Genomic DNA, 13350 nt, shown 5'->3' with positions numbered 1-13350 from the left:
TTATTCATCTACTAATACCCATTCACCTTTATCTAATAGTGGAAGGGCTTGTTTGTACTTCATCGATTTGTTTTCACCACTCATCACATTTTTGATGGTTACCTTGTCGTTACGGCCAATCTTCGGACGTTCACGTACGATGGTTTCGGTAACTTCTTGTTGTTTTTGCGTATTTCCAGCAGCACGATTTTGTGCTGCACGCTCGTCCATGTTTGGAATTTCCTCTTTTTCTTCACTGAGTTTTTCCTTCGGACGCGTCTGACGCGCTTCTCGAATCTGTTCTTGGTTTTCCTGTGGAAGTTCACCTTTAAACAAGAACGAAATAACATCTTTATTCACCTTTTCGATCATTTCCTTGAACAATTCGAAGGCTTCAAATTTGTAAATTAGAAGCGGATCCTTCTGTTCGTGCACTGCCAGCTGAACGGATTGTTTTAATTCATCCATTTTACGTAAGTGCGTTTTCCAAGCATCATCGATTATGGCTAGCGTGATATTCTTTTCGAAATCCTGAACCAATTGCTTTCCTTCCGTTTCATACGCTTTCTCTAAGTCGGTTGAAACATTCAAGGTCTTCACCCCATCGGTAAACGGCACCAGGATACGCTTGTACTTATCCTTATGGTTTTCATATACATTCTGAATTACAGGATACGCCATTTCTGCATTGCGAAGCATTTTTTCTTGATAATGCTTGTACGCAGCTTTATAAATGGTGCCCGCAATTTTCTTTGCGTCCATTTTTTTGAATTCTTCTTCAGACACAGGGGAGGACATCGAGAAATAGCGAATCAGTTCAAATTCAAAATTCTTATAGTCCTGCGCCAGTTTGTTGCTTTCTGCAACTACTTCAGAAGTGTCATAAATCATATTGGCGATGTCTACCCGCAAACGTTCTCCAAACAATGCATGGTAGCGGCGTTTATACACTACTTCACGCTGGGCGTTCATCACATCATCATATTCCAACAATCGCTTACGGATTCCGAAGTTATTTTCCTCAACTTTTTTCTGGGCGCGTTCAATCGACTTGGAAATCATGGAATGCTGAATCACTTCACCTTCCTGAAGTCCCATACGGTCCATAAGTTTCGCTATTCGCTCACTTCCGAAGAGACGCATTAGATTGTCTTCCAAAGAAACGTAGAATTGTGAGCTACCCGGATCTCCTTGACGACCGGAACGACCTCGTAACTGACGGTCGACGCGACGAGAATCGTGACGTTCGGTACCTATAATGGCCAAACCGCCTGCCTTTTTTACCTCGTCACTTAACTTAATGTCGGTACCACGACCTGCCATGTTGGTAGCGATGGTAACCATACCGCTTTTACCGGCTTCGGCCACAATATCCGCCTCTTTTTTATGCAGTTTCGCGTTCAATACGTTGTGCGGAACGTTTCGGATGCTCAACATTCGGCTAAGCAATTCCGAAATTTCAACAGAGGTAGTACCGATTAGTACGGGTCGGCCGGCTGCGGATAGTTCCGATACTTCTTCAATTACCGCGTTGTATTTTTCACGCTTGGTTTTATAGATCTTGTCTTCCTTATCATCACGGGCGATGGGCTTGTTGGTTGGAATTTCAACCACATCCAATTCGTAGATTTCCCAAAGCTCGCCCGCTTCCGTTACTGCAGTACCCGTCATACCCGAAAGTTTACGGTACATACGGAAGTAATTCTGAAGGGTAATCGTTGCAAACGTTTGTGTAGCAGCTTCAATCTTCACATCCTCTTTCGCCTCGATTGCTTGGTGCAATCCGTCGCTATAACGACGTCCGTCCATAATACGACCTGTTTGTTCGTCGACAATCATCACCTTGTTCTCCATCACCACATATTGGGTGTCTTTTTCAAACAGGGCGTATGCCTTCAACAATTGGTTCATGGTGTGAATACGTTCACTTTTCACACCAAACTCGCGGAATAATTCTTCTTTTTCCTCGGCTTCTTCTTCAGGTGTTAGGCCTTTTCCTTCAATCTTGGCGATTTCCATTCCCATTTCTGGCATTACAAAGAAATCGGGATCGTTTTCACCTGAAAGATAATTTACCCCTTTATCGGTAAGTTCGATTTGATTGTTCTTCTCATCAATTACGAAATACAACTCGGCATCAACCTTTGGCATATCGCGGTTGTTGTCCTGCATGTACTGGTTTTCTGTTTTCTGAAGAATTTGTCGTACGCCTTCTTCCGATAAGAATTTAATCAATGCTTTGTTCTTCGGAAGTCCACGATATACGCGAAGCAGTTGGAAACCACCTTCTTTGGTGTCGCCTTCACTGATCAGTTTTTTAGCTTCCGCTAAAACTCCTGTTAGATATTTTCGTTGCACGTTTACGATATCCTGAATACGAGGTTTCAACTCGTTGAATTCATGTCGGTCGCCTTCTGGAACGGGTCCAGAGATAATCAATGGGGTACGCGCATCATCGATCAAGACACTATCCACCTCATCCACGATTGCGTAATGGTGTGGACGTTGCACTAAATCGTCTGGTTTGTGCGACATATTATCGCGCAGATAGTCGAAACCAAACTCGTTGTTCGTACCGTAAGTAATGTCAGCATTATAAGCTTTGCGTCTAGAGTCGCTATTCGGACGGTGGTGGTCGATACAATCGACACTCATGCCATGGAATTCAAAGATGGGAGCCATCCAGGCACTATCACGCTTTGCCAGGTAATCGTTTACGGTTACAAGATGTACCCCATTTCCTGCGAGGGCGTTGAGGTAGACGGGAAGGGTCGCTACAAGCGTTTTACCTTCACCTGTTTGCATTTCGGCCACTTTTCCTTGGTGAAGTGCGACCCCGCCGATAAGCTGTACATCGTAATGTACCATATCCCAGGTTACTTCTTTACCAGCGGCATCCCAAGAGTTATTCCAGATTGCTTTTACTCCATCTAGAGTAACATAATCCTTGCTGCCAGAAAGTTCTCTATCGAAAGCAGAGGCTGTAACCGTAAGCGTTTCGTTATCCTTAAATCGTTTTGCGGTTTCTTTTACAACGGCAAAGGCTTCGGGAAGAATTTCGTCAAGGGTAGTTTTTTCAATTTCGTATCGCTGATCTTTTAGTGTATCGATTTCGTTGTAGATATCTTCTTTTTTATCGATATCCTCTTCAGCGTTGGCTTGTGCCTGTAGTTCGTCTATTTTGGATTGTACTTCTTTTTGATCTTCTTTTATTTTATTTCGAAAAGCATCCGACTTCGCGCGGAGTTCGTCTAAGGAGAGGGAAGCCATATCGGCTTCATATTTTTTTATCTCATCAACATAAGGTTGAATTTCATTAATATCCTTTTTCGACTTGTCGCCTACGAATACTTTTAAGATGTTGTCTAAAATTCCCATCGGTAATATTTATCGGTACTTTCGAAGTACCATTCGTCTCAGTTAGGTTGCGGTTAGCGCTGGGTTGGTATACCTTACAAAAAAAGTGTAAAAATACCAGTTTCCCAAAGCCAATCGCAACTTTTATATGTTGTTTGTCTTCCTAGGAAAACGCTTGGTTTTTGCACAAAAAAAAGCCTCGTTTGGCGAGACTTTTTAGCTATTGGTTACATGTATAATAACATGTGGAGTTAATATTCATCTTCATTCCACAGATAATCCTCATCTGTAGGGTAGTCTGGCCAAATTTCCTCAATGGAATCATAAGAATCCCCTTCATCCTCAATCGCTTGAAGGTTTTCCACAACCTCTAATGGTGCTCCCGTTCTAATGGCATAGTCGATGAGCTCGTCTTTGGTCGCCGGCCATGGCGCATCACTTAAATACGATGCTAGTTCTAAGGTCCAGTACATAGTAAATCAGGGTTTTAAATTTCTGCAAAAATAAATTTTTAGCTGTAAAAGTCAAGAAAAATCGTATTTATTTCTGCATGATTTTAAAGAACGTGGTCAAAAAGCTAAAAATCAACTCTTTAATCAGGCGTTCGATTTCTTTGGAATCCATTTAATCTCTTCCGCCTGCAGCTCTTGGGTCAATTTCCGTGCCAGCACAAATAGATAGTCAGATAGTCTGTTTAGATACTTTAAAACCAATTCATCGATAGGTTCTTCATGGTGAAGTAGTGTTGCCAAGCGTTCGGCACGACGGCAGACACAGCGTGCAATGTGACAATATGACACGGTTGGATGACCACCTGGAAGGACGAAGTGTGTCATTTGCGGTAGTTCTTCATCCATAGCGTCCATCTGTTTCTCTAAAAAAGTGATGTCTTCTTCTGAAATACGCTGAATATCCAAACGATCTTTCCCGCTTTTCAATTTCTCTTTCTCAGGGTCTGTGGCCAATATAGCACCAAGCACAAATAATTTATCTTGTATGTTGATAAGGTTCTTTTTGTGTACTTCGGAAATGTCCTGATCCCGAATAAGTCCTAGGTTCGAATTGAGTTCATCTACGGTTCCGTAGCTATCAATTCTGATATGATATTTCGGTACCCGTGTTCCCCCGAAGAGGGCCGTGGTACCTTTATCGCCCGTTTTGGTATATATTTTCATAGCATAACTTTCTATCACAAATATACGGAGCCATAATGACAATCGGTGTAAAGTGATACTTTTGTGTGAAGATTTCCTTACAATGATGTTTCCGGAATTTCATTCTAAAGAACAAAACAGCATGCGACCCTCGAGTGCCTGGTTAAAGGGATTATGGCGGCGCGTGACCAATAGTCGGAGCCAAAAGGTTTTTATAATCGGGTTTCATAAAACAGGCACTACGACTATTGGAAAAGCACTGCTTATGCTTGGATATACCGTTTGTGGAAGTTTGAAGGAAGGGTATGGCTATTCAAAATTTTCGAAGGAAATAAAGAATGACTTAATGGAACATGCCGGTCCATTACTGAAGCGATATGATGCCTTTCAGGATACGCCTTGGTATTTATTATATGAAGAGCTTTATAATCTATATCCCGATGCCCATTTTATTTTGACGGTGCGTGAAACGGATGCCTGGTTGAAAAGTGTGCAAAAACATTTCGGAAAGGGAAGGTATCCTTACCATGATGTAGTGTATGGAAGTCATAATCCGATCGATTCACCAAAAATATATAGCAATCGTATTGAAGACCACAATAATTCGGTGCGTAAATTTTTCTCGGAAAAAGGAAATTTTATGATGTTTTCGGTAAAGGAAGACGGATGGAACAAATTGTGCGAATTTCTACAATGCTCCAAACCTATTTGGAAATTCCCTCATGCCAATAAAGCGGGAGCAGTCCCAAAGGGTCTTCGAAAGCTAAAAACAGGTATTAAAAATATCTTCTATAATTGATCAGTCTTTCTGATCCTCGCGTTTCTTTTCGTAATAATTTTTGCGGAAACTACGGCGTCTTCGGTCTCGATTTCGACGCGTATTGTTTTTGTTCCAAAGAAATATGATAAGGAGGAGTAAAATTCCACCTACCGCCAAAACGATAGGATTGTTGAGCCATTGTTCCATAATAGGTGAAGATAGAAAGCAACGATTTAAATTGCAAAGAATTTAAATGGGAACTTGAAATTGAACTCGAACTCGAACTCGAACTTGAAAGTAACTTAATAGTATTAAGTACTCGCTACTTGCTTCTTCTCATCGCTTTCCACAATTCCATCCCGTAAACGGATAACACGATGGGCATGCTCGGCGATATCCTCTTCGTGGGTAACTAGGATTACAGTATTTCCGGCGGCGTGAATGGCATCGAAAAGATTCATGATCTCTATCGACGTTTTTGAATCTAAATTACCAGTAGGTTCATCGGCTAAAATTATAGAAGGTTTGTTTACCAAAGCACGGCCTACAGCTACCCGCTGGCGTTGACCACCCGATAACTGATTGGGCTTATGGTCCATTCTATCCGCCAAGCCCACATCGGTCAATACCTCTGCTGCTCGCTTCTCTCGTTCGGTTTTGGAAGCCCCGGCATAAATCATGGGTAAGGCTACATTATCTAGCGCCGTGGTTCGTGGCAACAAGTTGAAGGTTTGGAATACGAAACCGATTTCCTTATTTCTAATGTCTGCAAGCTCGTCATCGGTTAGATTGCTAACATCCTGTCCGTTTAGTTCATAACTTCCAAAGGTTGGAGTATCTAAGCAGCCAAGCAGATTCATCAGGGTCGATTTTCCTGAACCGGAAGGTCCCATTAATGCGACATATTCACCTTTTTCTATATCGAGATCGATTCCTTTTAGCACTTTTACTATTTCTTGTCCAAGCGGGAAATCCCTTCTAATATCTCGAATTTTGATGACCAAGCTCATATCAAATGATTGTTTTAAGGTTGTTGGCGAATGCTAGCCTTCAATGTGACGCAAAGGTACAATAGATGTTACAATCGGATGGTAAAATGTTGTTTTTGCTGTTCCTTTCTGAAAAATACAATGCCCCATTGATAGGTATCGATACTGACCGTAACCGACGGGTGCCCGATGATTTCCTTCCAAGCTGCCGTCATTTCCCGACTCCAATAAATATCGTCAAAAATAAATACCGAGTCATTATGTGTTTTATTCACTAGCTCCTGAAAAATGTCTAATGTTTGGTCTTTATCATGACCACCATCGATGAAAGCAAAGTCTATGGTTTCTTCCGAATACTGTTGCAAAAATTCCTGAAAGGGTTGGTTGTGAATATTGATATTCTCCATGTCGAACTCCTTAAAGTACGCAGCAGCTGTTTTTGCGGTTTCGGGACAACCTTCTACTGTATTAATTGTTGACCCTGGTGCTGCCAAGGCCATGGCAAGGGTGCTTTTACCTAGTGAGGTCCCAAGTTCCAAAATTGTTTTTGGATGAAAGTAGGTTACCATTCTGTATAATAGTCGTTGCCGCTTTTTTGGAATACCTGCGCGTTTCGCAATCGCTTTTACCATTCTTTTATTTGAAGTGAAAATGCGTGAACCTGCTCCAAAATCGGTCACTTCCAACAACGTTTTATCTTTTTTCAGTGCTTTTTTGTGCTGTCGCAGAATGCGGTAGTCTAATTTCTGCTGTCGGTCGTTAAAACATTCGGTCACTAGTTTATAGACAAATGGCGAATGTACGCCATGCTTATTTTTTGCTTGGCGTAAAAACTTCATATAAGAAAGTGCCTGATAGACCATTCGAAGCTACTGAATTTCGGTAAAAATAGACGATTTGAGGAGAATGGGTTACCATGTCATTAAATCTTTTTCGATCCCTTCAAGTTGTTTCGAAAAGAATTTCTGTTATGCATACCTTTACGCTACCAGAAAAATACCGTTATGAATAAAGATACTTTCGGTGCCAATACCATTTGTACCCATGTGGGAGAGGTAGCCGATGAACAATTTAAAGGGGCGGTTTCACCTATATTTCCATCCAGCTCGTATGCCTATGAAAATGTTGATGTGAAGCGTTATCCTAGATATTTCAATACGCCCAACCAAGAAGCACTATGTAAAAAAATAGCTGCGCTCGAGAAAACAGAAGAAGCGTTGATTTTCGGTAGTGGAATGGCAGCCATCAGTACCACGATGCTTGCCTTTCTTCATAAAGGAGATCACGTGGTGCTTCAGAAAACATTGTATGGAGGTACTTATAATTTTGTAGTTGAAGAGTTCGATAAATTTGGAATCGAATATAGTTTCACCGAGGGTTTCAGAAAAGAGGACTTTGAAGAAAAAATTCAACAGAATACCAAAGTGCTATTTGTTGAAACGCCCAGCAATCCGTTGATGCTTATCACCGATTTGAAAATGATCTCGGGGTTGGCCAAGGAACATGGGCTTGTCAGTATGATCGACAATACCTTCGCATCCCCTATAAATCAAACGCCAGCGGATTTTGGAATCGATATTATGTTACATAGCGCAACGAAATATATGGGAGGCCATAGCGATATTTGTGCGGGAGCGGTTGCTGCTTCCGAAGAACATATCAAAACGATTTGGAATGTCGCTAAGAATTTAGGTGGAAGCCTTAGCGATTATACCGTGTGGTTGTTGGAGCGAAGTATGAAGACAATGAAGCTTAGGGTAAAGGCACAGAACCGAAATGCGAAGAAATTGGCAAAATGGCTTCAGCAACATCCAAAAGTGGAAAAGGTATATTATCCCGGATTAAAGGACCATCCCGATTATGCTTTGGCAAAAGAGCAGATGAAGGGCTATTCAGGTATGCTTTCCTTTGAGTTGAAAGAAGGATTGAATGCGTCGAATTTTATGAAATCGCTACATTTAATAAAGGAATCGATGAGCTTGGCAGGAGTGGAGAGCACCATACTTTCACCCGCAAAGACTTCCCATGCATTGTTAACTGTTGAAGAGCGCAAACGACAAGGAATTTCTGAAGAGTTGATGCGATTTTCGGTTGGGATTGAAGACAAAAAGGATTTAATCGCCGACTTGGAGCAAGCTTTGGATAAACTGTAAAAGAAATTGTATGAAACTAGATATTTTAGCCATTGGCGCCCATCCCGATGATGTTGAATTAAGTTGTTCGGCAACGATTGCAAAGGAAATTGATCGTGGCAAGAAAGTCGGTATTCTCGATTTAACGCGTGGTGAATTGGGAACACGTGGTTCTGCAGAACTACGTGCAGAGGAAGCCGCCAAGGCAGCGGAAATTTTGGGAGTTTCTGTTCGTGAAAACATTGGTTTAGACGATGGATTTTTTCAAAATGATAAAACATCACAATTGAAGGTAATTGAAGTATTGCGTCACTACCAACCCGATATCGTATTGTGCAATGCTGTCAAGGATCGGCATATCGATCATGGAAAGGGGAGCGATTTGGTCCATGACGCCTGTTTTTTAAGCGGATTACGTAAAATTGAAACGAAAAGGGATGGTAAGCAGCAAGAGGCATGGCGGCCCTCCCATATCTACCATTACATTCAATGGATTGATTTACAGCCAGATTTGGTGGTTGATGTTACCGGTTATTTGGATAAAAAAATCGCTTCGGTAATGGCATATAAAAGTCAGTTTTACGACAAGGACTCTAAAGAACCGATGACGCCAATAGCTACTGCAAATTTTAAGGATAGTTTGACGTATCGTGCGCAGAATTTGGGTCGATTGATAGGGGTAGACCATGGTGAAGGATATACCGTAGAGCGGTTGATAGCGGTAGACTCGCTATTCGATTTGATTTAAAAAATCTGTAAGCTTGATATTGTACATAGAATTTAAAAGCATTATATTTGCACCCGCCTGTGCCAGCACGGGCAGATTCGCTTTTTAAGTGAATCACAAATGGTGGTTGTAGCTCAGCTGGTTAGAGCGCTGGATTGTGGTTCCAGAGGTCGCCGGTTCGAACCCGGTCTTCCACCCAAAAGTTCAAATCCCTTCAATTGTGAAGGGATTTTTTTGTTATAAGCAGAAGACCTCACAGGTTGCCGAAACCTGTGAGGTCTTTTTTTAGTATTTACTTTCAATTACAGTTTGTCTGCCGTAATTCTACCTTCGCGATTCGCGATTTCCCAAGCAGTTTGGAAAATTAATTGTGTACGCTTGGCCAATAGGTCGTATTCAATTTTATCGGGAGTATCGGTGGGTTTATGGTAATCTTCATGTACACCGTTGAAGTAGAAAATAACGGGAATGTTATTCTTAGCGAAGTTATAATGGTCGCTTCGATAGTAAAAACGATTTGGATCGTTTTCATCGTTATATGTATAGTCTAGTTCCAAATTCACGTATTTTTCATTTACCGCTTCTGAAACATCATGAAGTTCTTGACTAAGCTTATCACTTCCTATTAGATATACATAATTAGGATTGTCTTTCTTATCAGGGTCGATACGACCAATCATATCGGTGTTGAGGTTAACAACTGTATTTTCTAATGGGAAAAGTGGATTGTCGGTATAATATTTCGACCCGAATAGGCCAATCTCTTCTGCTGTTACATGTAGAAAAAGGATAGAGCGTTTTGGTCCATCACCATTCTCTTTAGCCATTTTAAACGCTTCTGCCATTTCAAGCATCGCCATGGTTCCGCTACCGTCATCATCGGCACCATTATAAATAGTACCATCCTCGCGCATCCCAACATGGTCATAATGTGCGGAAAGGACAATAATTTCGTCAGGTTTTTCAGTTCCTTCTATAAAAGCCACCACATTTTCGGATGCTTCATATTTATCTGAGCTTCCAAAATAAGACGCTGGAATTTCCTGATAGTAATTATTGGGCTCGATAGGCGAAGGGATGTTATGGTCCTGATAGAAATTACGGAGATATTCGGCGGCTAATTTTTGACCTTTAGTTCCGGTCATACGTCCTTGCATTTCATCACCGGCAAAAACATATAATTGCTCTTTCAGTTCTTCAGCTGTTATCGTGTTGGCATAGTCTTCTCGAGTCATTTGAGATGCCTTATTCTGAGCAGAATTGCAGGATAAGGTGATGATTCCCAAAAGCGTTAAAAGTATTTTTTTCATAAGAATTATGTACTGTATTATATTTTCAAGTCGCGTAAAGATACAGTTTGGAAGCAGTGTTTTTGCAATTTTTTTGAGAAAAATCGAGTTCAGGTAATGAACCTTACCGAATAAATAAAAAGAAACCCTGAAATTGGAGGCTTTCAGGGTTTCATCTTACTACGATCTATCTACATAATCAATTCCAATCGTCAGCAAGGTCTTCTAAACTTTTTACTTTTGAAACGGTACGTTCAATTTCAGATTTTTGCTTCGTTAGCGTTTCGGCAATCTTCGGTGGAAAATTGTGTTTTCCTAATCGCTCTTGGTATTCCTCCAAGCTTGCCTTTTCACCTCGAATACATTCTTCCAAAACAGCTTCGTCATCATTTCCTGTGAAGGCGGTTTTAATATCGATCCAAGTTCGGTGAAGATCTCCAGTAGTACTTCCTTTTTCTTTTGGTTGTTCATCCAATTGACGAATCTCATCGGTCAGTTCGGTAGCAAACTGGCTATGCTGTGCCGATTTATATTTTAAGTACTCTTTCAATCGTTGACTATCGGCATCTTCCATTGCTTTTTTAAAGCCTTTTTCCGCGTCATAATTCTTCTCCAAAAGTTCTTGAAGATTATTTACTAAATCTTTATGGACTTTTTCTTTTGCTTTTTCCTGTGTCGTTTTCATAATCAATTTTTTTATGTGAAATAAAGGTAGTTATCTAATACAGGTAATTTCCTTAGCGAAGTGTGAATTGAGAAGGATTTAACACTAGAAGGAAAAGTGGCAAGAAGGTGAAAAAATCTTTAACAGATGGGTGTTAAGGTTTGCTAATCAACAGCATCTTTATACGAAAGCTAACTATATTTATATTGAAACCAATAAATTTTATTGTTATGAGTACTGATAAAACACCAGAACCAAAAGATAAAAAGAGTCGTAAAGAAAGTGCGATTAATATAAAACAGAAAGAATCGGATGGTCGTGAAATTAACCATCAAGTAGAGCAGCGGAAGGAACAACACCAACCGCGCGATACCGCATAAAACAAAAAAGCCCTGAAGGAATTCAGGGCTTTTCTAATTTAAACGAGGAATGAAACTATTTTCGATTCATTACTTTAGTTACAGCCTTTTCAATGGCTTCAGCATTTAGACCATATTTATCCATTAACTGATCGGGTGTTCCGCTTTCACCAAAGGTATCCTGCGTTGCCACAAATTCCTGTGGAGTTGGATGGTTTTCAGCAAGCACTCTTGCTACACTTTCACCCAAACCACCTAAGTAGTTGTGCTCTTCAGCAGTTACAATACAGCCTGTTTTTCCAACGCTTTTTAAAATTGCTTCATCATCTAACGGCTTAATCGTGTGAATATTTAATACCTCTGCTTCAATTCCTTTTTCAAATAACGATTCAGCAGCTTGTAGTGCTTCCCATACCAAATGGCCCGTAGCTACAATGGTAACATCCTTTCCTTCCTGAAGCGTCACTGCTTTTCCAATATCAAAGGTTTGATCTTCTGGAGTGAAGTTGGCCACTTTCGGGCGACCAAAGCGAAGGTATACGGGACCTTCATGTTCGGCAATTGCCAGCGTAGCGGCTTTTGTTTGATTATAATCGCAGGTATTAATAACCGTCATTCCCGGAAGCATCTTCATCAATCCGATATCTTCCAAAATTTGATGTGTTGCTCCGTCTTCCCCTAGGGTAACACCGGCGTGGGAAGCGCATATCTTAACATTCTTTCCGCTGTAGGCGATACTCTGGCGAATTTGATCGTATACCCTTCCTGTAGAGAAGTTGGCAAAGGTTCCAGTGAACGGAATTTTCCCACCGATTGTCATTCCAGCTGCAATGCCCATCATATTTGCTTCTGCGATCCCTACTTGGAAAAACCGTTTTGGATGATTTTCCTTAAACTCATCCATTTTCAACGAACCCGTTAGGTCTGCGCATAGGGCTACTACATTTTCATTTTTTTGACCTAGTTCGGTCAAGCCCGCTCCAAATCCTGAACGTGTGTCTTTTTTTCCGCTATCTGTATATTTTTTCATGTCTTTATTTTTTGAAGCTGAAATGGTTAGTAATCGCCCAGCGTTTCTGGATTTTGTTCGAGTGCAGTTTCCAACTGTTCGTCATTTGGAGCTTTCCCGTGCCATGCGTGGGTGTGCATCATAAAATCGATGCCATTCCCCATTACGGTGTGAAGTAGCACTAAGACCGGTTTATTGTTTCCAAGGCGACTTTTAGCTTCTTTCATTCCCTTGATGACAGCTTCTAAATTGTTGCCTTCTTCGATTTCCATTACATCCCAGCCAAATGCTTCAAACTTTGCTTTCAGATTTCCTAATGGAAGCACATTCTCGGTTGCACCATCAATCTGCTGACCGTTCAAATCGACCGTCACGATAAGATTATCTATTTTGTTGGCAGGTGCATACATTATGGCTTCCCAATTTTGCCCTTCTTGAAGTTCACCATCGCCACAAAGTGCATAAACGATATGGTCGTCTTCATTTAGGGTTTTCGCCTGTGCCGCTCCAATGGCTACTGAAATCCCCTGTCCTAGAGATCCAGAGGCTACGCGAATGCCAGGTAAGCCTTCGTGTGTGGTTGGATGACCTTGTAAGCGTGAATCGATATGACGGAAGGTGTTTAATTCCTCTACAGGGAAATAGCCTGCTCGTGCCAAAACGCTATAAAAAACGGGTGAAATATGTCCGTTCGATAAAAAGAAGAGATCTTCACCCTTTCCATCCATTTTAAAATCTGGATTATGATCCATCAACTCATTGTAAAGTGCCACGAAAAATTCGGCACAGCCCAATGAACCGCCGGGATGTCCAGAGTTTACACGATGTACTTGTCGAAGGATATCTCTACGTACCTGTACGACCAGCTTTTCAAGTTCTTGTATGTCTGCCATGATTTGAATTGTTATGCCTGCAAAAGTACAGTATTCAC

At 41.2% G+C, this 13350-nt stretch carries 14 protein-coding genes and 1 tRNA gene; 5 read left to right on the top strand and 10 right to left on the bottom strand.

Annotation, left to right across the window (positions count from 1 at the left end; translation table 11 throughout):
* From secA to I4Q58_RS14815, 3 genes are all read right to left on the bottom strand, one after another.
* The gene (secA, locus tag I4Q58_RS14825; protein ID WP_203296690.1) at positions 1–3357 is read right to left on the bottom strand and encodes a preprotein translocase subunit SecA; all 3357 of its coding nucleotides are present in this window, start codon (positions 3355–3357) and stop codon (positions 1–3) included.
* Positions 3358–3587: 230 nt separating this feature from the next.
* Positions 3588–3809, bottom strand: a complete 222-nt coding sequence (locus I4Q58_RS14820; RefSeq protein WP_008272287.1) for a DUF2795 domain-containing protein — start codon at positions 3807–3809, stop codon at positions 3588–3590.
* A 123-nt stretch (positions 3810–3932) separates the two neighbouring features.
* Positions 3933–4511 carry a cob(I)yrinic acid a,c-diamide adenosyltransferase gene (locus I4Q58_RS14815; RefSeq protein ID WP_203296689.1) on the bottom strand — a complete coding sequence of 193 codons (579 nt, stop codon included), beginning with the start codon at positions 4509–4511 and terminating at the stop codon, positions 3933–3935.
* A 121-nt stretch (positions 4512–4632) separates the two neighbouring features.
* On the opposite strand from I4Q58_RS14815, the gene I4Q58_RS14810 reads away from it, so the two are divergent.
* Positions 4633–5289, top strand: coding sequence for a sulfotransferase family protein (locus I4Q58_RS14810; protein ID WP_203296688.1), 657 nt, complete (start codon positions 4633–4635; stop codon positions 5287–5289).
* Here the strand turns inward: I4Q58_RS14810 and I4Q58_RS14805 are convergent, their stop codons facing one another.
* From I4Q58_RS14805 to I4Q58_RS14795, 3 genes are all read right to left on the bottom strand, one after another.
* Positions 5290–5457 carry a hypothetical protein gene (locus tag I4Q58_RS14805; protein WP_203296687.1) on the bottom strand — a complete coding sequence of 56 codons (168 nt, stop codon included), beginning with the start codon at positions 5455–5457 and terminating at the stop codon, positions 5290–5292. It abuts the gene before it with no gap.
* A 104-nt stretch (positions 5458–5561) separates the two neighbouring features.
* Positions 5562–6260: an ABC transporter ATP-binding protein gene (locus I4Q58_RS14800; protein WP_203296686.1), complete on the bottom strand. Its 699-nt coding sequence runs from the start codon at positions 6258–6260 to the stop codon at positions 5562–5564.
* 68 nt (positions 6261–6328) lie between these two features.
* Positions 6329–7078, bottom strand: coding sequence for an O-methyltransferase (locus I4Q58_RS14795; RefSeq protein ID WP_236002953.1), 750 nt, complete (start codon positions 7076–7078; stop codon positions 6329–6331).
* Between the two features lie 165 nt (positions 7079–7243).
* Between I4Q58_RS14795 and I4Q58_RS14790 the strand changes: the two genes are divergently transcribed.
* The 3 genes from I4Q58_RS14790 (at position 7244) to I4Q58_RS14780 (ending at position 9296) form a co-directional block, all read left to right on the top strand.
* The gene (locus I4Q58_RS14790) at positions 7244–8392 is read left to right on the top strand and encodes a trans-sulfuration enzyme family protein (RefSeq protein ID WP_203296684.1); all 1149 of its coding nucleotides are present in this window, start codon (positions 7244–7246) and stop codon (positions 8390–8392) included.
* 10 nt (positions 8393–8402) lie between these two features.
* Positions 8403–9119 (top strand): bacillithiol biosynthesis deacetylase BshB1, encoded by a 717-nt coding sequence (bshB1, locus tag I4Q58_RS14785; protein ID WP_203296683.1) that lies wholly within the window; start codon positions 8403–8405, stop codon positions 9117–9119.
* Positions 9120–9220: 101 nt separating this feature from the next.
* Positions 9221–9296 (top strand) — tRNA-His (locus I4Q58_RS14780).
* Between the two features lie 104 nt (positions 9297–9400).
* Here I4Q58_RS14780 and I4Q58_RS14775 read toward each other — a convergent pair.
* Together I4Q58_RS14775 and I4Q58_RS14770 are read right to left on the bottom strand one after the other, a co-directional pair.
* Positions 9401–10408: a M28 family metallopeptidase gene (locus I4Q58_RS14775; RefSeq protein WP_203296682.1), complete on the bottom strand. Its 1008-nt coding sequence runs from the start codon at positions 10406–10408 to the stop codon at positions 9401–9403.
* Between the two features lie 178 nt (positions 10409–10586).
* Positions 10587–11072 carry a ferritin-like domain-containing protein gene (locus I4Q58_RS14770; protein ID WP_203296681.1) on the bottom strand — a complete coding sequence of 162 codons (486 nt, stop codon included), beginning with the start codon at positions 11070–11072 and terminating at the stop codon, positions 10587–10589.
* A 209-nt stretch (positions 11073–11281) separates the two neighbouring features.
* Between I4Q58_RS14770 and I4Q58_RS14765 the strand changes: the two genes are divergently transcribed.
* Positions 11282–11431 carry a hypothetical protein gene (locus I4Q58_RS14765; protein ID WP_203296680.1) on the top strand — a complete coding sequence of 50 codons (150 nt, stop codon included), beginning with the start codon at positions 11282–11284 and terminating at the stop codon, positions 11429–11431.
* Positions 11432–11486: 55 nt separating this feature from the next.
* Here I4Q58_RS14765 and I4Q58_RS14760 read toward each other — a convergent pair whose 3' ends face one another.
* Both I4Q58_RS14760 and I4Q58_RS14755 read right to left on the bottom strand, forming a co-directional pair.
* Positions 11487–12440, bottom strand: coding sequence for a transketolase family protein (locus tag I4Q58_RS14760; RefSeq protein WP_203296679.1), 954 nt, complete (start codon positions 12438–12440; stop codon positions 11487–11489).
* 26 nt (positions 12441–12466) lie between these two features.
* Positions 12467–13312 (bottom strand): transketolase, encoded by an 846-nt coding sequence (locus tag I4Q58_RS14755; RefSeq protein ID WP_203296678.1) that lies wholly within the window; start codon positions 13310–13312, stop codon positions 12467–12469.
* Positions 13313–13350: the final 38 nt, after the last annotated feature.

It is taken from the genome of Luteirhabdus pelagi (assembly GCF_016827595.1).
Taxonomy (GTDB): Bacteria; Bacteroidota; Bacteroidia; order Flavobacteriales; family Flavobacteriaceae; genus Luteirhabdus; species Luteirhabdus pelagi.
Note: the sequence above shows the minus strand (reverse complement) of the source record. Positions and strands in the feature narration are given on the sequence as shown.

What these genes read in the sequence shown, in the direction of transcription:
- I4Q58_RS14790 (WP_203296684.1), top strand. Translation starts at nt 7,244, where the DNA reads ATGAATAAAGATACTTTCGGTGCCAATACCATTTGTACCCATGTGGGA.
- secA (WP_203296690.1), bottom strand. Translation starts at nt 3,357, where the DNA reads ATGGGAATTTTAGACAACATCTTAAAAGTATTCGTAGGCGACAAGTCG.
- I4Q58_RS14760 (WP_203296679.1), bottom strand. Translation starts at nt 12,440, where the DNA reads ATGAAAAAATATACAGATAGCGGAAAAAAAGACACACGTTCAGGATTT.
- I4Q58_RS14810 (WP_203296688.1), top strand. Translation starts at nt 4,633, where the DNA reads ATGCGACCCTCGAGTGCCTGGTTAAAGGGATTATGGCGGCGCGTGACC.
- I4Q58_RS14775 (WP_203296682.1), bottom strand. Translation starts at nt 10,408, where the DNA reads ATGAAAAAAATACTTTTAACGCTTTTGGGAATCATCACCTTATCCTGC.
- I4Q58_RS14820 (WP_008272287.1), bottom strand. Translation starts at nt 3,809, where the DNA reads ATGTACTGGACCTTAGAACTAGCATCGTATTTAAGTGATGCGCCATGG.
- I4Q58_RS14755 (WP_203296678.1), bottom strand. Translation starts at nt 13,312, where the DNA reads ATGGCAGACATACAAGAACTTGAAAAGCTGGTCGTACAGGTACGTAGA.
- I4Q58_RS14795 (WP_236002953.1), bottom strand. Translation starts at nt 7,078, where the DNA reads ATGAAGTTTTTACGCCAAGCAAAAAATAAGCATGGCGTACATTCGCCA.
- I4Q58_RS14805 (WP_203296687.1), bottom strand. Translation starts at nt 5,457, where the DNA reads ATGGAACAATGGCTCAACAATCCTATCGTTTTGGCGGTAGGTGGAATT.
- I4Q58_RS14765 (WP_203296680.1), top strand. Translation starts at nt 11,282, where the DNA reads ATGAGTACTGATAAAACACCAGAACCAAAAGATAAAAAGAGTCGTAAA.
- bshB1 (WP_203296683.1), top strand. Translation starts at nt 8,403, where the DNA reads ATGAAACTAGATATTTTAGCCATTGGCGCCCATCCCGATGATGTTGAA.
- I4Q58_RS14770 (WP_203296681.1), bottom strand. Translation starts at nt 11,072, where the DNA reads ATGAAAACGACACAGGAAAAAGCAAAAGAAAAAGTCCATAAAGATTTA.
- I4Q58_RS14815 (WP_203296689.1), bottom strand. Translation starts at nt 4,511, where the DNA reads ATGAAAATATATACCAAAACGGGCGATAAAGGTACCACGGCCCTCTTC.
- I4Q58_RS14800 (WP_203296686.1), bottom strand. Translation starts at nt 6,260, where the DNA reads ATGAGCTTGGTCATCAAAATTCGAGATATTAGAAGGGATTTCCCGCTT.